This is a genomic window from Companilactobacillus ginsenosidimutans, assembly GCF_001050475.1.
Classification (GTDB): domain Bacteria; phylum Bacillota; class Bacilli; order Lactobacillales; family Lactobacillaceae; genus Companilactobacillus; species Companilactobacillus ginsenosidimutans.
The window spans coordinates 1600583-1617404 of record NZ_CP012034.1 but is presented as its reverse complement, the minus strand read 5'-3'; the positions used below and the strand labels follow the sequence as shown (position 1 = coordinate 1617404).

The following is a 16822-nucleotide window of genomic DNA, read 5'->3' as shown; positions in this document are numbered from 1 at the left end:
ATATGTTAAACAACATTCCAAAAGAATTATCACCAGAACTAGTTAAATGCCTCATGGAGATGGGGCATGGCGATGAAATTTTGATTGCGGATGGAAATTATCCAGCTATGACCAACAGTCAAAGAGTAATTCGTGCTGATGGAATAGGGGTTCCAACCTTATTAGAGGATATTTTACAATTGATGCCTCTAGACCCTTATTCTGATTATCAAGCGATTTTAATGGAGACTGTTGAAGGTGACCCAAGACCAACCATTTGGGACACTTATAAGGAAGATCTTGATAAAGCTTATCCGGGATACAACATTAAAACGATTGAACGACAAAATTTCTACAAGTATTCCCGCGATTGCTTTGCCATTATCCAATCTGGTGAAACCGCATTGTACGGAAACTTAATCCTCAAAAAGGGTGTAGTTGTTCCGAAATAACACTATCGATTTTCTTTCATTAGAAATACTTATATCCCCATATATGTATACCGCCTAAACAAAAAAGACCATCACTGTTATCGCCCAGTGATGGTCTTTTTGAGTACTTAGTTTAACATTTTATTATATGTGGTTACTTTTCGTTCATCGCCATCTACTTCCATGATAGTTAAGCTGGCGTTTCTTGGACTGACTGTGATGTCGAAGTTCCCAGCGTTATAACGGTCAGTGATTGAACGGATGGTTGTTCCGTGTGATACTAGTAGGATTTTGTCACCATCTTTGGCTACGTCATCTAGCTTCTTGAAGCCTTTGTTTACTCGTTCCCAGTATTCCTCAGCGTTTTCAGCGTCGTGGAATGGGTCAGCTTCTTTGAGAAAATCTTTACTAGCGTCCATGCCGCATTTTGCTACTAACTCACCATAAGTCTCGGCACCGTGAGGTTGTCCTACGATGAACCAAGTTTCCGGTGAATTGTTACCTTCGAAATAGCCGTAAAATTCTTCTCGAAATTCTGGGAGCTTAACTGGTGTGATTTTATCGTGATCCTTGTTAGCATCGACGATGATTTTACATGTGTCAATGGCGCGTCTGGCGTCTGATGAGAATGCCGCACTGAAATCGACGTCTTTCAATGCTTCAGCTGCTTTTTTGGCGACCTCAACACCGTCTGGAGCAAGGGGTGAATCTGACCAACCTTGCATTTTGTCGTAACGGTTGAACCAGGTTTTACCATGTCGAACAATATAAACTTGATATTTTGCCATTATTATCTCCTTGGTTATTTATTATTTTAAAACTTTATTGTAGGTTGAAATTGAATTCACGCCATCTTCACGGTCAAGAATAGTTAGACTGGAATTTTTTGGCGTCTCATTTATTTCTAGTTCAGGTATGTGATAGCGTTCTGCCAACGAGTAAATAGTTGTGCTGTGTGATACTAGCAACACTTTGTCGCCATCTTTGGCAACTTTGTCTAGCTTTTCAAACCCATGATCGATACGTTTCCAATATTCTTCGGAATTTTCTGCGAAGTGGAATGGATCAGCTTCCTTCATCAAATCAAATGTGGCATCCAAACCATATTTATCAACTATTCCTAAATAGGTAGGAGTTCCATGCTGGTCACCCGTGATGAACCATACTTCTTTGGCAAACATGCCTTCAAAATATCCATAAAATTGTTCACGGAATTCTTTAATTGTGTGACGCTTAAGATCGTTTTTATTTTCGTGCATGATAATTTTAGCAGTCGCCATTGCACGACGTGTATCTGAGGAGTAAGCCAAATTAAAATCGACGTCACTCAATGCCTTAGCAGCTGTTTTGGCAACCTCAACGCCCTCAGGAAGTAGAGGTGAGTCAGACCAACCTTGCATTTTGTGGAGCTTGTTGTAAAAAGTGCGCCCATGTCGAACAAAGTAAATTTGATATTTTGTCATAATTATCTCCTTTTTCCAAGTATATTAAGTTTACTACACCCAAACTCACAATTTCTATTTATTAAGCTGTCGTGGTAAAATTTAGACACACGAAAAATGAACTTATATTGATAATTAATAATATAATATTCGGATTTAGCCTATTTTGTTATAAAAGCTGAAAGGGGAATCAACTTTGCTTAAAATAAAATTGAATGAAATGCAATTTCATGCGCATATTGGCGTTTATCCAGAAGAACGCGCAGTTGGCCAAGACATTATCGTCAATGTTGAGCTTGATGCCAAGCCGGTCGACAATGAAGTTCTACTGGAAGACAAATTGGAAAACACGATTAATTATGGTCCTGTTTATAAAATGGTCGCTGAAATTGTTTCACGACCAGAAATCAAACTAATTGAAACCTTGGCGGTAACCATTTTACAATCAATTAAAGCCGATTATTCTGACCAATTGGACAATGTTATTGTCAGTATAAAAAAGAAAAATCTACCAATTAACGGAATTATCGATAGTGCTGAAGTGGAAGTGTCGGATAAATAATGCCAGAAACAATTGCCTACATTGGTATTGGCAGCAATATGGGAAAGTCTGAAGATATTGTTGCTAGTGCTATTAAAGATTTACAGAACCATCCTGAGATAACAGGTGTGAAGAGTTCTTCCTATTATTTGACTGACCCAGTCGGGGGAGTAGAGCAAGATCAATTCATCAATGCTGTTATCAAGATTGACACCAGTTTGGATGCTCATGAACTATTAAACTTTCTACATGAGTTAGAAATTAAATATAAGCGTGTGCGCACGGTTCGTTGGGGTCCGCGGACGTTGGATCTGGATATTGAATTGTTTGGGGATGAAATTATTCACGACTCTGAATTGGATGTGCCTCATGCTGAAATGTTCAATCGGCTTTTTGTGTTAATTCCGCTGCTGGAAATTATCGATGCTGATAATCCATATAAAAAACGTATACAGGCAGCAGCTGACAAATTAAATGGGCAACAATATATAGTGAAAATAGCTAAGGAAGCGTAAATATGACTCCTGATAATCAGAAAATAATTGAAGATAGTGTTAAAAATATTCTTAAGGCAGTTGGCGACGACCCTGATAGGGAGGGTGTTCAAGAGACACCTGCACGTGTTGCCAGAATGTATTCCGAAATTTTTAGTTCACTTGAGGAACCAGAATTCAATGATTCAAAAATTTTTCAATCGAGTAATTTAGTTGATGGTGAAAATGTCATTGTGAAGGATATCCCTTTTTATTCAATGTGCGAACACCATTTGTTGCCGTTCTTTGGAAAGGTGACTGTGGGATATGAGCCTAAAAATGGGAAGATCATTGGTTTGAGCAAGATTCCACGTTTGGTGGATTTTGTTGCTAGAAAGCCCAATGTTCAAGAAAATATTACTAGTGAAATCGGTACGAGATTAAATAAGCTGCTTGCACCACAAGGGGTTGCTGTGATTGTTACGGCTAGACACATGTGTGTTGAGATGCGAGGGGTTCAAAAAACTGCTAGTAAGACTACTACCACGTTTTACAGCGGAGTTTTCCGTGATCGAGACAAAAAGATGGAATTTCTTGAGGAAATTAAATATAACTAGGAGATCTTGCGATGACTGAAAAAATTCAGTTCGATAAGATAATTTCACAGATACCTGATGTAATGAAATATAAAGATACCGGTTCAAGAATTCCGCTGTTACAAGAAGTTTTGGCGGCTGCCGGCTCACCAGATATGGAATTTGAAACGATCCATATTTGCGGTACTAACGGTAAGGGTTCGACTTCGACGATGATTCGGCATCTTTTGACTGGCGCTGATTTCGACGTGGGTCTATTTTCTAGTCCACCGATGTATGATGACCGCGAACAGATTCAACTAAATGGTGAATTGATTTCTTATACGGATTTTATTGAATGCTACCAAGATTTGGTAGTTGCTTTTGAGAAAATTAATCTAACTCAAGCTGATTTCTCAATGTTTGAAACCTGGTACTTGATTTCGACAATTTTTTTCGCAAAAAAACATGTAAATTACGTAGTTTATGAGTGTGGGCTTGGTGGTGAGTTTGACGCTACTAATGCTACCCGCAATGTTAAGTACGCCATTTTCACGAAGATTGCGATGGACCACATGAATATCCTCGGTTCAACGATTGAAGAAATTGCGACGACTAAGTCAAAAATTATCAAGCCAGGCATGACGGTAATTAGTTATCCCAAACAGTCACCAAAAGTGATTCATATTTTACAAAATGAGGCAGACCGGCAAAATGTCCGACTCTATAATTCTAGTCAGAATACAGTTTTATTGGATGAAGAAGATTTAACTCACTCAATCATTAGCTTGTATTTTGAGGATAAGAAATTATCTGACCAATACTTTAACTTGGGTGGATTGTATCAAATTACTAATTTGCAAAATGTTTTGAATTGGGTTGCCGTTTTTAATCAGAACTCAGGTAGGAAGATCACTTTAGAGAATTTACAAAGGATGCTTCAAGAAGTGACATTGCCGGGCCGAATGGAACTGATTCAAAAAACGCCACCTGTTTTGATTGATGGTGCACACAATATTAACGCCATCAATGGCTTAGTTGATAGTTTAGAAAAAATCAATTCGACTGATGATTTGGTTTTTGTGGTGGGATTTCTAGCAGATAAACAGTATCAAAAATGTGTTGATCGATTATTAGATTTGCCGGCGACTTTTATCATTACTAGTCCAGACAATGATAAGCGCCACTTGGCTGCAACCGACTTGATGAAAACTTTCTCGGATAGTCCTAAGAGTGTGGACGACCGACTGATTTTGACTGACTCAATTAAGCAGGCTGTTGAGTCTGCGCGTAAGTTGCAAGCTGAAAATAATAGTTTGTTGATATTCACTGGTTCGTTTTACTTAATTAATAAAATCCGACCAATTTGGTTTGAGAAGTAAGGAGTTTCCAATTGACGAAATGGTTAATTGCATCAAATAACCCGCTCAAAGCAGTTGATTTACAAAAAGATTTAGAATTCTTTGGCCTTGAAACTGCTCAGTATACCGACTATTTTGAAGCTGTTAAATTTCCAGAGGAAAGTACTGATAGCTATGAAAATAATGCGGTTCATAAGGCTGAATTTTTATCAAATAAAATTTTACGTCCGGTAATTGGTGATGATAGTGGGATTGAGATTCCAGCGTTACCAACTGCTTTGGGTGTAACTACTAAGCGTGACCTTCATAAAGATCCAACTCGCAGTGATAACAAAACTTTATTGGAGTTAATGAAGGATGTTCCTGAAGAAGAACGTACTGCTAGAATGATCACCTATTTGGCAGCGATTGATCAAGAAGGAAAAATCATTACAGCTAAGGGTGAAGTTACTGGTCGAATTTCAACTGAGGATAAAGGTGAGTATTCCAGTGGCTTTGATAAAATCTTTTACTTACCAGATTTGGGTAAGACCCTGGCTGAATTACCTGACGAAGAACGTATTCCCCTGACACATCGTGGCTTGGCCGCAAAAAATTTGATGGAAAAAATTAGAGGTTAATATGAAAATTCAAGAACTTGCTACTAACTCAACTGATTTTAATGCTCAAGCTTTATTGAAAATTACTAAAGAACAACAATTGATAATAGTAGAATTCACTGAATTATCGGAATCAGATGGCAATAAATTGTCTGATCTTATTGCTCAGTTGGACAGTTTTGGGCAACTAGATGCTGGTAAGTTTACAGCGATGATTAATTTGCGTGCATTTCAACAATTGATCAAGATTTGGAATAAATTTTTCAACACTGACAAATCCCAGCTAGAACAAATTTTTGATGCGCACAAAATGATTTGGAAAACTGGTGATTATCGTTATGACTTAACTAATACGGCAATGATTTATGGAATTATGAATAATACTCCCGACTCATTTTATGATGGTGGATATTATCAAGGTTCCGACGTTTTGTTAAAACACGTTGAAGATATGTTGGAAAATGGTGCCGATGTAATTGAGGTCAATGGTCAGACGACTAGACCTGGTTTTACGGAGGTTTCACCCGAAACTGAAATAGAGCGTACGATTCCTTTGATTCAAGATATAAAAAAATATTTTCCAGATACAAATATTGCTATCGATACTTATAAATTACCGGTTATGGAAGCTGCATTAGCGGAAGGTGTTTCGATTATTAATGATGTTAATGCTTTTGTCGATAATCCGGACAAACTCAAATTAATGGCTGGTACTAATGCTGGATTATTAACTATGCACAGTAGCCGTGGTCATGAGTACAAGAATTTGACCAAAGGGATGCACGAATTTTTTGAAGAAAATATCGGTGAGTTGGTGTCTGCTGGTATTGATGCGGACCGTATTGCGATTGATCAGGGAATTGGTTACTCGAAGGTTGTTCATGGTGCTCAGGATTATTCAATGATTCGTAACTTGGATCAATTTAATGATTTGCAACGTCCGATGATGGTGGCAATTTCTCGAAAAGGCTTTTTCGGTGACTTACTTGGTATTGCTAAGGATGACCGTTTGCCAATGACTTTGGTGACGGAAGCGGCGATGTACCTTGAAGGTGGTCGAATTTTGCGTGTGCACGATGTTGAAGAAACACAGCAATTGGTAACTTTGCTTGACCAAATTCAAGATAGTTTCTGGATTGAAGGATTGGGAAATTCAAATAATCTATAAACTAATTTCACACAATAAATTTAATCTTTGTGTACACTAATCGTTATACGGAGGTACTTTATTATGAAAATTGCTGTAATTGGCGCAAATGGTAAACAAGGTTCGATGATTGTTAAAGAGGCCGTTGGCCGTGGAATTGATGTCACGTCGATTGTACGTGATGCCTCAAAAGCTCAAACTGAAAAATACATCGTTAAGGATGTCTATGATTTAACAAAGGATGATATTAAATCATTTGATGCCGTGGTTGATGCCTTAGGGTTCTTCGGACCAAAAGTTAAGGAGTATGTTCCATCAACTGAACATTTGATAGATATTTTTAAAGGTGTGGATACTCGATTGTTGGTAGTTGGAGGAGCTGGATCATTATACTTAGATCCAGAACATTCAAAACAACTGTATCAAACGGAAGAATTTCCGGCTGCAGTTAAGCCATTGAGTGAAGAAATGGGTAATGCTCTGAATATTTTGAAAAAGAGCGATATAAATTGGACTTATATTAGTCCCGCAGCAAATTTTGATTTTGAAGGTGAAAAAACTGGTAAGTATGTTCTTGCCGGCGAAGAATTGACCTTCGATAAGACTGGTAATAGTGAAATTAGTTACGCTGATTATGCGATTGCTATGGTTGATGAGATTGAAAAAATTGCACATAAAAATGAACGTATTAGCGTTAGATGGTAGGTGACTCAATGAGTAATATATTAATTTCTTACACAAGTATGACTGGACACAACGAGAAGATTGCTAAGCATCTTGAAAGCTATTTGAAGCAGAAGAATCAGGATGTAACTTTGGAACAATTGGTCGATGGCGATGCATACAGTTTACCTGATTATGATGCTGTGATTGTGGTTACGTACACTTACCATGATGGTGACCTACCCGACGAAGCTCAAGATTTCTTTGAAGATTTGAAGGATGTTGATTTAGAAGGAACTGAATTTGCGGTTGCTGGATCAAGTTCCAAAACTCATATTCATTTCGGACGTGCAGTTGATTATTTCACCATGCAACTGAATTCGAGCAATGGTGACCAGGCTGCTGACTCAGTAAAAATAAATCAAGAACCGGATGAAGACGACTTGAAGCGTGTGGATCAACTAGCTGACTACGTTTTGAAATCATTAAATTAGGATAAGGCTTGTTACCAAGCCTTTTTTTCTTGCTCAATTTTTTGTACTATTAAAGCTGAGTTCAACTTTTAAAAATGAATAGAGGAGAACACATGATAGGGTTAATAATTTTGATTTCAATTATTTGGGGAATTGTAAAATTTTTCACCCGAAGAATGAGTAAGAGTGACATTGCATTTTTAGTCATGGTGGCCATTGCTGCTTTAATTGCAGTTGGTCCATATATTTCTAGTCCCAAGCATTCAACCGAAACGGATGCCGCAAAGACAGAAATGATCACTGGCAAACAGTATAAAGCTGCTCAAAAAGAGCACAAAGAGTTAGTTGCCAAGGATAAGAAACTGGATAAGGTGTTGAAAGACACTAATGCTCAGAAGAAAAAACTTTCATCTCAAGAATCCGACAACAAATCTGGTGACAAACAAGTAACTAATGAGTTTGCGGCTGAAGATGCACATGAGGATTCAACTTCTTCCTCGAAAAAATCTGGCAAATCTGGTAATGACATGATTACGGGGGATGATCACCGAATTGTCGGCAATGTGAATTCCCACGTTTATCACATGCCGGGTCAACGTGGATATTCTATGAAATCCAGAAATGCCGTTTATTTCCAAACTGAACAAGAAGCTCAAAATGCTGGATATAGGAAGGCTAGACAATAATGAGAAAATATTTGAAGTTATTTGTAATTCTAATATTGGGCTTAGTATTGGTAGTTGGTCCAAGCACGCAAACAGTTGCGACTGCTAAAGAAAATGTCCAAAGCAGCAGTTTCCAGCAAAAAGCTCAGAAATTAATTAAATCTAATAAGAAATTAAAAAAGACAATCAAGTCCAAAGAGGACAAGATTGCCAGTAATCAGAAATATATTAGTAAACACAGTAACAAACAGTACAAGAACGACCATTCAAATACTTCATCCAATGAAAACTTGGCCAGCCTAAATTACTCGGGTACGCAAGAAATCATTGTTAATGGAAACACTCCTAAGTTTGATCAAAAAGATTTAAGTACATCAAAGGGTGCCTGGCAAAAATACAGTGACTTGGATAAATTGAACCGAGTTACTGGTGCGAACGCAATGTTGAACAAATCGTTGATGCCGCACGCTAAGAGGGAAAGACTTTTCGTTAATCCAACTGGCTGGCACAATAAGAAAACTAAATCCGGATGGCTGTATAACCGCAGTCATTTAATTGGATACCAATTTACTGGTCAAAACAATAATCCTAAGAACTTGATGACCGGAACTGCTTCATTGAACAGTCCTGAAATGCAGGCTCACGAAATGGATGTTGCATATTATTTGAAGGGTAACCAAAACCGATATGTCAGATATCGTATAACACCTATTTTTAGAGGTAACGAGCTGTTAGCCCGTGGTGTTCATATGGAAGCCCAATCGATTGGAAACGATGCAATTCGTTTTAATGTTTATATTTTCAACGTTCAATCGGGAGTTACATTGAATTATGATGATGGGACAAGTCGAATTGGAAATTAAATCTTAGAATCTTGATACAAAAATATGGTCGAGAGCTGTTATAGCTTTCGACCATATTTATTTTGCTTATATTTTATTAGTCGTTGAAATTATTGTTTTCAACGTCTTTAATAAATGTCTTTAAGTGATCGAAGTAAACGGGTGCGTTATCGATCATGTGGTGGTGTCCACCGTTTGGTGTTGTTACTAGTCTGGCATGTGGAATTTCTTTTTGCATGATTTTTGCAGTTGAGATTGGCATTGTTTCGTGTTCACCGAATGTAATCAAAGTTGGAACTGTGATTTCCTTTAGGTGTTTTCTAAAGTGCCAATCTTTGAGTTTTCCTGTTATAACGAACTCGTTGTTACCTTGGAATGCTCCATAAACATCAGTTGCCATTGTTGGAATCAAATGTCTGATAGCTTCTGGCTGTTTACGGTCGATATATTCAGCATTTAGAATATCAACGTAACTTTGATAAGTGGCGTCATCAAGGTCGTTTTCGGCCTCTTTTTTCTCCATGTACTTAACTTTCTCTGGGCCAAGTGCGTCGAGTCTACATTGGTTGATACTTACAACGTAATCTTGGATTTCATCGACCATACTTGAGATGATGGCACCTTTAAGGTGATCACCGTATTTAGCAGCGTACATTTGAACCAAAGCGCCACCCCATGATTGACCAATTAAGTAAAAATTGTCTAAACCTAATTTTTGACGAACTTCTTCAACTTCGTCTAAGAAATAGTCATATGATAAATATTTTTCGGCAATTTCAGGGTCGCTGTAATCAGGTTGGTCTGAATACCATGATCCAAGTTGGTCATACATTGAAACTTGAACGCCTAAATCAGCAAGTTCCTCGCCAAAATTTTCCCAGTATTCGTGATTTCCGCCGGGTCCACCGTGTAAACAAAGGAGTTGAATGTCTCCGTGTCCTTGTGTGTTAGTCCATAAGTGATAACCATTATCTAAAGTAATGATTGTTGTGCCTTGCTTCATAAGGATTTTCCTCCTGAAAAAATTGAATATATATAGTATATTACTATGCTTTCGACTTTCAAAATTATTAATAAAGTAAAACTCAATTTATCATATATGACGAATTGATAAATAGGTAAGTATATTATATGAATATATGATATTATTAACGTATATATTGAGGGGGCATTACAATGAAAAAAAGCATTGTTAAGTTATTAGCCATCGGAATGATGCTCGGGGCAGCATTCGTTCCAGCCACAGTGGCAAGTAACGGGATACTACCACAAATCACAACAACTCAAACGGCTAAAGCCGCAACTACGGATGAACAGGCACAAACTATTTCTTATAAAGTTTTGAAAACTGGAACAAACAATCCTTCAGTTTCAAGCAAATACTTTACGAAAACAGCTACAGTAACTCCAAATGGAGATGGAACTTATAAAGTTACTTTACCAGTTGAAGTTCCTGCAATTGCATCAGTAGATATTCAAACGATGAACGGACAACAAGTTACTGATTCAGCTAAATATCCTAAAGATGGTTCAAATTATATGGATGTTAGTTTCAACATTAACAGTCTTTCTGATTTGAATACAAAAATGAATAGTCAAATGCAAATCAAAGTTCTTGGTCTAGGATTGATGAAGCCAACTGCTGATTTTGTCTTTGACACTAGCACTTTAAAACCAGACACTTCAGCAAATACGTCTGATTCAACAGATACAGATGCACCTGTAACAAAACCAGCGGATCCTATTATTAAGGACCCAACAGGAACTGATACAACTACTCCGGATACTTCAACAGATAACTCTGGATCACAAGTTGTCATTGGGGATCCTGTTACAACTGATTCCAATGCAGCAACTGCACAAGAACAAGACATTCCTTATCAAGTTTTGAAAGCTGATGCGTCACAAGGTGAATCTGTTTCTACACAATTCTTCACTGGAAAATCTAAAGTTACTCCAAATGGTGATGGTACATACAAAGTTACTATGACTATGACTTATCTAACAACATTTGGTACAGAACCTGTAACTATTAATTCAATTAATGGTGGTTCAATTAATCCTGACAAGAAGACTTACAGTCAAGATGGTAAAAACTTTATGGACTTCAGTTTTAATATTAGCAGTATGAAGGCATTAGACAGCTTGATTCCTTGTGCAATGTCTATTGATGTTTCAAACCTTGGATTCAATTCAGATGAAAGTGTTAACTTCAAATTTGGCGCTACTTCATCTGGTGTTGCTGCTTCAAGTAACGTAGCTGCCAATAATGGTGCTGGTTCTGGATCATCAACTTATGGCTCAACTCAAAACTGGCCAACAGGTACAACGGGTTCAGCAACAGCTGCTAACCCTTCAACAAGTAACAGTACATTGCCACAAACTGGTAATACATCAAATTCAGTTATCTTAACAGTAATTGGTTTAGCTGTTGCTTCAATGAGTGTTATTTTATTCAAAAAGACAAACGGTTTTAAAGCCTAACAATTAGCGATATTTCCTTTTGGAAATGTCGCTTTTTTTATTTTTAGCAAAAAAAGCTTTTCTATATCAAAATTATTACTCCTATATTCGGGTGTATAAATAATGTAATTACTAATTATAATAATTACTGAATATTTGGAGTGATATTAATGATTGAACGATTGACTTATCCCGCTGTAATGCATAAAGCAAGATTCGACGATAAAGAGTTATTTCATGTTAATTTTCCAGATTTATCAGCAGCAAATACATACGGAGTAAATCTCCATGAGGCAAAGCTCAACGCTGGGATCCTGTTGAAGTTGTTACTTGATGGCGAAGACCATTTGCCACCATCATCCAGCTTGACTGAAATCCAAAAGCATTATCCTGGTAGCTTGGTTTCACTGATTTCTGTAACTAGATATAACGAAGAAGAATAAAAAGGAACCACTTGAATTTAAATTCAGGTGATTCCTTTTTTCATACACTCTCAGCAATTAATGGATAAGAGTTATCCAAGATATACCCAAATCCTCGAACTGTCTTAATCCAAGTTGGGTCTTGCGGATTAGCCTCTAGCTTGTCTCTAAGGTGACTTATGTGAATATCAATAATACGTGAAGAGCCAATTGTATCGTATCCCCAGACACCTTCTAATAGTTGATCACGACTTAATACTTGTCCACGATGTTTCATTAAGTACCACAGTAAACTAAATTCCTTTGGAGTAAGCCCTAAATCTACGCCGCCATTGGTTACTCTATATTGTTTAAAATCTATTTCTAACTTGTCACATTTCACTGATGCGTGTTCCTTGCGACTTGGTGTAATTGTAACTGAATCAATATCGTCAACCGCAGATGTGCGATTGTAAACCCATAAAAGCTGTTTTAATCTTGCCATTAATTCAACGTAGTCAAGTGGTTCAATTAAGTAAGCATCGAGATTAAGACTATAGCAAGTTAATCTTTCTTCATGATTTTCTACTGGAGCAAAAACAATGATAGGTCCGTCAATATCTTTTCTGATTAATTTAAGTTGTTTGATATATTGCTTCAATGGTGCTGCTGATAAATCCCAAATTACGCCTGATACTTCTTCGTCTTGTACGAGGTCTATAGTTTTGCGGGGATCAGTCATGTTGCTAATAAACCAGCCTTGGTCATTGCAATGGCGATTTATTTCAATGAATAATGATAAGTTATTACTCAGAAGAACTAAGGGTTTCATTTATTCATTTAACCTCCACAGATTTTGGAAATTTTGAATCCGTTGACTAAGGAAAGTATAACAAGTAGGCGGGGTAACTGTCTTTTTTTGGGAACCGAGAAAGCATTGTTTCTGAGTATGAAAAAATACAAATATTTATGTATTATGATTTATAAATTTGCGGAATTCTGTAACACAAAATTTACACGTTATTTACATTTGCTTTATATAAAATTTACGTTCAACAAGTACAGTATAAGCAGACTTAAAGATTGGCTATGAAGCTAATTAATATACGTAAGGAGTCCTATTTATGAAAAAGAGACATATTTTCTCAACTTTATTAATGTTAGGTGCCGTTGGTGCTGTTCTTGCTGGTTGTGGTTCAAACAACGCCACATCAACTAAGACAAACGGAAGTTCAAGTGCTAGTGATCACACAGGTAAGATTACTGCTGTTGGTTCAACTGCTCTTCAACCATTAGTTGAAAAGGCTGCTGGACAATTCCAAAACGATAACAAGAAGATTACCATCACTGTTCAAGGTGGAGGATCAGGTACTGGTCTTAGCCAAGTTCAAGATGGCGCAGTTCAACTTGGTAACTCAGATATCTTTGCTGAATCAAAGCAAGGTATTGATGCTTCTAAATTAGTAGACCACAAGGTTGCTGTTGTTGGTATGGCTCCAGTTGTTAACAAAGATGCTGGTGTTGATAACGTATCAATGGCTCAATTGAAAGACATCTTCACAGGTAAGATTACTAACTGGAAAGAAGTTGGCGGTAAAGACGAAAAGATTACTGTTATCAACCGTGCTGAAGGTTCAGGTACTCGTGCAACATTCGAAGATGCAGTATTGAAGGGTGACAAGGCAGTTAAGTCACAAGAACAAGATTCAAATGGTACAGTTCAAAAGATTGTTTCATCAACACCAGGAGCAATTAGTTACTTAGCATTTTCATATCTAAATGATTCAATCAAACCATTGTCAATTGACAAGGTTAAAGCAACTGATGAGAACGTTGAATCAAACAAATGGAAGATCTGGTCATATGAACACATGTACACAAAGGGCAAAGCTAACGCAGCTACTGCTGATTTCTTGAAATACATGGATTCTAAAGATGTTCAAGATACATTAGTTAAGAAAATGGGTTACATCAGTATTCACAATATGAAAGTTCAAAAAGATGCAAAGGGTGCCATTACTGATAAGTAATAACAACACTTTGTATAATTAAAACTTTGACCAAATTAGTGGGGAGATTTTGTCAAACTAGTTGGTCGAAGTTTTTTTTTGTATAAAAATTTGGAGGATTCGAATGAAAGAGATTCAAAACAGGTTGCTATCTAAGTCAAAAGCAACCCGTGAAGACCATTTCGGTCGAGCTATTTGCTACGTATGTATAGGTATGATCATCGCATTAGTAGTTTGTATTTTGTATTTTATTACTTCACGTGGTATAGCAACTTTTACGCAAAATCATGTTAATTTATGGGGATTTTTGACAGGTTCTAATTGGAATCCTGGCGCAGTTGATGCACATGGAAATCCAGAAGTTGGCGCTTTGCCAATGATTGTAACTTCGTTTGCAGTTACAGTTTTATCAGCAATCATTGCAACTCCTTTTGCTTTAGGAATGGCCATCTTTATGTCCGAAATTGCTGGAAAAAAGGGAACAAAATATTTACAACCGGTTATTGAGTTACTAGTAGGTATTCCATCGGTTGTTTATGGTTTTATTGGTTTATCTGTTGTTGTACCAATCATTAGACATATGTTTGGTGGAACAGGTTTCGGTATTTTAGCTGGTACAATCGTACTTTTCGTTATGGTTTTACCAACTATTACATCATTATCAGTTGATAGCTTAAAAGCTGTACCAATGAGTTATCGTCAAGCTTCATTGGCACTTGGAGCCAACCGCTGGCAAACAATTTACAAAGTTATTTTAAGAACTGCTGCACCAGGTATCTTGACGGCCGTAATTTTTGGTATGGCACGTGCTTTTGGTGAAGCTTTAGCTGTTCAAATGGTTATCGGTAATGCAATCTTGATGCCGAAAAACCTAGTATCACCCGCATCAACTTTGACTAGTAAATTAACCACAGATGTTGGAAATACAGTAATGGGAACATTGCCAAATAACGCACTTTGGTCATTAGCATTGATTCTCTTATTCATGTCACTATTCTTCAACTTATTAGTTAGATTTATTGGTAAGAAAGGCAGTATTAAAAAATGAATCCTAAACGTACAAATAATATCGCAACAGGTGTCATCTACGGATTAGTAGGTATCGTTGTTTTAATTCTGTTGTTTCTTATTGGATATATTCTATGGAATGGTGTTCCAAACATTTCTTGGCATTTCCTAACATCATCTGCTCAGGCTTTTAGCTCAGGTGGTGGTATCCGTGATCAACTTTTTAACTCACTTTATCTACTGGTTTTAACCTTATTAATTTCGTTCCCAATTGCATTGGGATCAGGTATTTATTTAGCTGAGTATGCTCCAGACGACTGGTTTACTAGTTTGATTAGAACAACAATCGAAGTTTTAAGTTCGCTACCTTCAGTTGTTGTTGGTTTATTCGGTTACTTGTTCTTAGTTATTCAATTAAAACTAAGTTTCTCAATTTTATCTGGTGCCATTGCATTAACATTTTTCAACTTGCCACTTTTGACAAGAAGTATCGAAGAATCTCTTAACAGTGTTTCAAATTTACAAAAACAAGCAGGGATGTCTCTTGGACTTTCTGATTGGAGAACTATCACTAAGATTATCTTACCAGTTGGATTACCTGGTATTTTGACTGGTGTTATCTTAAGTGCTGGACGTGTCTTTGGTGAAGCCGCAGCTTTAATTTATACTGCTGGTCAAAGTGCGCCAACTGTAGATTATGGAAACTGGAATTTATTTGATCCATCAAGCTTTTTGAATCCGATGCGTCCAGCTGAAACATTGGCTGTTCACATTTGGAAACTGAACACCGAGAGTGTTACACCAGATGCGCACTTAATCTCAAGTGCATCATCTGCCGTATTAATTATCGTAATTTTAGCATTCAATTTAGGGGCCAGATTCATTGGAAATTGGCTATACAAGAAGATGACAGCGACGAGGTAGGCATATTATGAAAACATACAATCTTGAAGAAAATTCCATTGCGAAGGTTAGCGATGAAATTGAAATCTCATCAGAAAATCTACAAGTTTACTATGGTAATAGCCATGCCATCTTTGACGCAAATCTTCAGTTTGCAAAAAATCAAGTTACTTCATTGATTGGGGCATCTGGATCAGGTAAATCTACATATCTTAGATGTCTAAATCGTATGAATGACAAATTGGCCCGTGTTGATGGAAAAATTATGTACAAAGATACTGACATCAATGCTAAAAAAGTTAATGTGTACGAAGTAAGAAAGCAAATTGGAATGGTATTTCAAATGCCAAATCCATTTGCTAAATCTATTAAAGAAAATATCTTGTTTGGCTTACAAAGTAACGGAATCCACGATAAGAATGTTTTGGAAGAACGACTTGAAAGTAGTTTGAAAGAAGCAGCTTTGTGGGATGAAGTAAAAGATGAATTAAGTAAGAGTGCTTTGGCCCTTTCGGGTGGACAGCAACAACGTTTATGTATTGCTCGTTCAATTGCTATGCGACCAGAAATTCTTTTACTTGATGAACCGGCCAGTGCCTTAGATCCTATTTCTACACTGAAGATTGAAGAAACTGTTAAGGCACTTAAGAAGAAATATACAATTATCATTGTTACTCACAGTATGGCACAAGCCACTCGTATCAGTGATTACACTGCGTTTTTCCACTTAGGTCACGTTGTAGAATACGATAAGACAACAAAATTATTTAACGATCCATCAATGCCAGCCACTTCTGATTATTTATCTGGTGATTTTGGTTAGGCCAAAAAATGATGGATCCAGAAC

21 protein-coding genes are annotated in these 16822 nt (G+C 37.0%); 17 read left to right on the top strand and 4 right to left on the bottom strand.

Translation table 11 applies throughout. The features are described 5' to 3' along the window. Positions 1–2 precede the first annotated feature (2 nt). On the top strand, positions 3–431 hold the full coding sequence (locus ABM34_RS08310; RefSeq protein WP_048704921.1) for an RbsD/FucU family protein: 429 nt from the start codon (positions 3–5) through the stop codon (positions 429–431). A 107-nt stretch (positions 432–538) separates the two neighbouring features. Here the strand turns inward: ABM34_RS08310 and ABM34_RS08305 are convergent, their stop codons facing one another. Continuing rightward, complete coding sequence (locus ABM34_RS08305; RefSeq protein ID WP_048704919.1) at positions 539–1198, bottom strand: histidine phosphatase family protein; 660 nt, start codon at positions 1196–1198, stop codon at positions 539–541. A gap of 21 nt (positions 1199–1219) precedes the next feature. After that, positions 1220–1873: a histidine phosphatase family protein gene (locus ABM34_RS08300; RefSeq protein ID WP_048704918.1), complete on the bottom strand. Its 654-nt coding sequence runs from the start codon at positions 1871–1873 to the stop codon at positions 1220–1222. A 175-nt stretch (positions 1874–2048) separates the two neighbouring features. On the opposite strand from ABM34_RS08300, the gene folB reads away from it, so the two are divergent. The 10 genes from folB to ABM34_RS08250 all read left to right on the top strand — a co-directional run bounded on the left by folB (position 2049) and on the right by ABM34_RS08250 (position 9212). Further along, positions 2049–2414, top strand: coding sequence for a dihydroneopterin aldolase (gene folB, locus ABM34_RS08295; protein ID WP_048704916.1), 366 nt, complete (start codon positions 2049–2051; stop codon positions 2412–2414). Beyond that, the gene (gene folK, locus ABM34_RS13235) at positions 2414–2908 is read left to right on the top strand and encodes a 2-amino-4-hydroxy-6-hydroxymethyldihydropteridine diphosphokinase (RefSeq protein WP_048704914.1); all 495 of its coding nucleotides are present in this window, start codon (positions 2414–2416) and stop codon (positions 2906–2908) included. The genes folB and folK overlap by 1 nt, the downstream gene beginning before the upstream one ends. Before the next feature lie 2 nt (positions 2909–2910). Then, positions 2911–3483 carry a GTP cyclohydrolase I FolE gene (folE, locus tag ABM34_RS13230; protein ID WP_048704912.1) on the top strand — a complete coding sequence of 191 codons (573 nt, stop codon included), beginning with the start codon at positions 2911–2913 and terminating at the stop codon, positions 3481–3483. 11 nt (positions 3484–3494) lie between these two features. Continuing rightward, positions 3495–4823, top strand: coding sequence for a bifunctional folylpolyglutamate synthase/dihydrofolate synthase (locus ABM34_RS08280; RefSeq protein ID WP_048704911.1), 1329 nt, complete (start codon positions 3495–3497; stop codon positions 4821–4823). A gap of 11 nt (positions 4824–4834) precedes the next feature. Further along, a complete protein-coding gene (locus ABM34_RS08275; RefSeq protein WP_048704909.1) occupies positions 4835–5422 on the top strand; it encodes a non-canonical purine NTP pyrophosphatase in 588 nt (195 codons plus the stop codon). A gap of 1 nt (position 5423) precedes the next feature. Next, on the top strand, positions 5424–6569 hold the full coding sequence (gene folP / locus ABM34_RS08270; RefSeq protein ID WP_048704907.1) for a dihydropteroate synthase: 1146 nt from the start codon (positions 5424–5426) through the stop codon (positions 6567–6569). A 63-nt stretch (positions 6570–6632) separates the two neighbouring features. Further along, a complete protein-coding gene (locus ABM34_RS08265) occupies positions 6633–7253 on the top strand; it encodes an NAD(P)-dependent oxidoreductase (RefSeq protein ID WP_048704905.1) in 621 nt (206 codons plus the stop codon). Positions 7254–7261: 8 nt separating this feature from the next. Further along, positions 7262–7705 carry a flavodoxin domain-containing protein gene (locus ABM34_RS08260; protein ID WP_048704903.1) on the top strand — a complete coding sequence of 148 codons (444 nt, stop codon included), beginning with the start codon at positions 7262–7264 and terminating at the stop codon, positions 7703–7705. A 92-nt stretch (positions 7706–7797) separates the two neighbouring features. Beyond that, on the top strand, positions 7798–8370 hold the full coding sequence (locus ABM34_RS08255) for a sunset domain-containing protein (protein ID WP_048704901.1): 573 nt from the start codon (positions 7798–7800) through the stop codon (positions 8368–8370). Beyond that, a complete protein-coding gene (locus ABM34_RS08250; protein WP_048704900.1) occupies positions 8370–9212 on the top strand; it encodes a DNA/RNA non-specific endonuclease in 843 nt (280 codons plus the stop codon). The genes ABM34_RS08255 and ABM34_RS08250 overlap by 1 nt, the downstream gene beginning before the upstream one ends. Before the next feature lie 76 nt (positions 9213–9288). Here ABM34_RS08250 and ABM34_RS08245 read toward each other — a convergent pair whose 3' ends face one another. Continuing rightward, the gene (locus tag ABM34_RS08245) at positions 9289–10194 is read right to left on the bottom strand and encodes a proline-specific peptidase family protein (protein WP_048704897.1); all 906 of its coding nucleotides are present in this window, start codon (positions 10192–10194) and stop codon (positions 9289–9291) included. A gap of 173 nt (positions 10195–10367) precedes the next feature. Here ABM34_RS08245 and ABM34_RS08240 point away from each other — a divergent pair, with 173 nt between their 5' ends. Both ABM34_RS08240 and ABM34_RS08235 read left to right on the top strand, forming a co-directional pair. Next, the gene (locus tag ABM34_RS08240; RefSeq protein ID WP_048704896.1) at positions 10368–11675 is read left to right on the top strand and encodes an NEAT domain-containing protein; all 1308 of its coding nucleotides are present in this window, start codon (positions 10368–10370) and stop codon (positions 11673–11675) included. A 149-nt stretch (positions 11676–11824) separates the two neighbouring features. Further along, entirely contained in the window at positions 11825–12097 is a 273-nt protein-coding gene (locus ABM34_RS08235; RefSeq protein ID WP_048704894.1) for a type II toxin-antitoxin system HicB family antitoxin, read from the top strand. A gap of 40 nt (positions 12098–12137) precedes the next feature. On the opposite strand, the gene ABM34_RS08230 is transcribed toward ABM34_RS08235, so the two are convergent. Then, the gene (locus ABM34_RS08230) at positions 12138–12887 is read right to left on the bottom strand and encodes a winged helix-turn-helix transcriptional regulator (protein ID WP_048704892.1); all 750 of its coding nucleotides are present in this window, start codon (positions 12885–12887) and stop codon (positions 12138–12140) included. A gap of 292 nt (positions 12888–13179) precedes the next feature. Here ABM34_RS08230 and ABM34_RS08225 point away from each other — a divergent pair, with 292 nt between their 5' ends. The 4 genes from ABM34_RS08225 (at position 13180) to pstB (ending at position 16798) form a co-directional block, all read left to right on the top strand. Then, positions 13180–14085: a phosphate ABC transporter substrate-binding protein PstS family protein gene (locus ABM34_RS08225; RefSeq protein ID WP_048704891.1), complete on the top strand. Its 906-nt coding sequence runs from the start codon at positions 13180–13182 to the stop codon at positions 14083–14085. Positions 14086–14188: 103 nt separating this feature from the next. Next, a complete protein-coding gene (gene pstC, locus ABM34_RS08220; protein WP_048704890.1) occupies positions 14189–15112 on the top strand; it encodes a phosphate ABC transporter permease subunit PstC in 924 nt (307 codons plus the stop codon). Further along, entirely contained in the window at positions 15109–15996 is an 888-nt protein-coding gene (gene pstA / locus ABM34_RS08215; protein WP_048704889.1) for a phosphate ABC transporter permease PstA, read from the top strand. The genes pstC and pstA overlap by 4 nt, the downstream gene beginning before the upstream one ends. 7 nt (positions 15997–16003) lie before the next feature. Beyond that, positions 16004–16798, top strand: coding sequence for a phosphate ABC transporter ATP-binding protein PstB (gene pstB / locus ABM34_RS08210; protein ID WP_048704887.1), 795 nt, complete (start codon positions 16004–16006; stop codon positions 16796–16798). The last annotated feature ends 24 nt before the right edge of the window (positions 16799–16822 follow it).

Excerpts from the sequence above, each read along its gene's own strand:
- ABM34_RS08265 (WP_048704905.1), top strand. The coding sequence starts at position 6,633 with ATGAAAATTGCTGTAATTGGCGCAAATGGTAAACAAGGTTCGATGATT.
- folP (WP_048704907.1), top strand. The coding sequence starts at position 5,424 with ATGAAAATTCAAGAACTTGCTACTAACTCAACTGATTTTAATGCTCAA.
- ABM34_RS08280 (WP_048704911.1), top strand. The coding sequence starts at position 3,495 with ATGACTGAAAAAATTCAGTTCGATAAGATAATTTCACAGATACCTGAT.
- ABM34_RS08240 (WP_048704896.1), top strand. The coding sequence starts at position 10,368 with ATGAAAAAAAGCATTGTTAAGTTATTAGCCATCGGAATGATGCTCGGG.
- ABM34_RS08300 (WP_048704918.1), bottom strand. The coding sequence starts at position 1,873 with ATGACAAAATATCAAATTTACTTTGTTCGACATGGGCGCACTTTTTAC.
- ABM34_RS08235 (WP_048704894.1), top strand. The coding sequence starts at position 11,825 with ATGATTGAACGATTGACTTATCCCGCTGTAATGCATAAAGCAAGATTC.
- folE (WP_048704912.1), top strand. The coding sequence starts at position 2,911 with ATGACTCCTGATAATCAGAAAATAATTGAAGATAGTGTTAAAAATATT.
- ABM34_RS08255 (WP_048704901.1), top strand. The coding sequence starts at position 7,798 with ATGATAGGGTTAATAATTTTGATTTCAATTATTTGGGGAATTGTAAAA.
- pstA (WP_048704889.1), top strand. The coding sequence starts at position 15,109 with ATGAATCCTAAACGTACAAATAATATCGCAACAGGTGTCATCTACGGA.
- folK (WP_048704914.1), top strand. The coding sequence starts at position 2,414 with ATGCCAGAAACAATTGCCTACATTGGTATTGGCAGCAATATGGGAAAG.
- ABM34_RS08230 (WP_048704892.1), bottom strand. The coding sequence starts at position 12,887 with ATGAAACCCTTAGTTCTTCTGAGTAATAACTTATCATTATTCATTGAA.
- ABM34_RS08310 (WP_048704921.1), top strand. The coding sequence starts at position 3 with ATGTTAAACAACATTCCAAAAGAATTATCACCAGAACTAGTTAAATGC.
- pstC (WP_048704890.1), top strand. The coding sequence starts at position 14,189 with ATGAAAGAGATTCAAAACAGGTTGCTATCTAAGTCAAAAGCAACCCGT.
- ABM34_RS08245 (WP_048704897.1), bottom strand. The coding sequence starts at position 10,194 with ATGAAGCAAGGCACAACAATCATTACTTTAGATAATGGTTATCACTTA.
- pstB (WP_048704887.1), top strand. The coding sequence starts at position 16,004 with ATGAAAACATACAATCTTGAAGAAAATTCCATTGCGAAGGTTAGCGAT.
- ABM34_RS08305 (WP_048704919.1), bottom strand. The coding sequence starts at position 1,198 with ATGGCAAAATATCAAGTTTATATTGTTCGACATGGTAAAACCTGGTTC.
- ABM34_RS08260 (WP_048704903.1), top strand. The coding sequence starts at position 7,262 with ATGAGTAATATATTAATTTCTTACACAAGTATGACTGGACACAACGAG.
- ABM34_RS08225 (WP_048704891.1), top strand. The coding sequence starts at position 13,180 with ATGAAAAAGAGACATATTTTCTCAACTTTATTAATGTTAGGTGCCGTT.
- ABM34_RS08250 (WP_048704900.1), top strand. The coding sequence starts at position 8,370 with ATGAGAAAATATTTGAAGTTATTTGTAATTCTAATATTGGGCTTAGTA.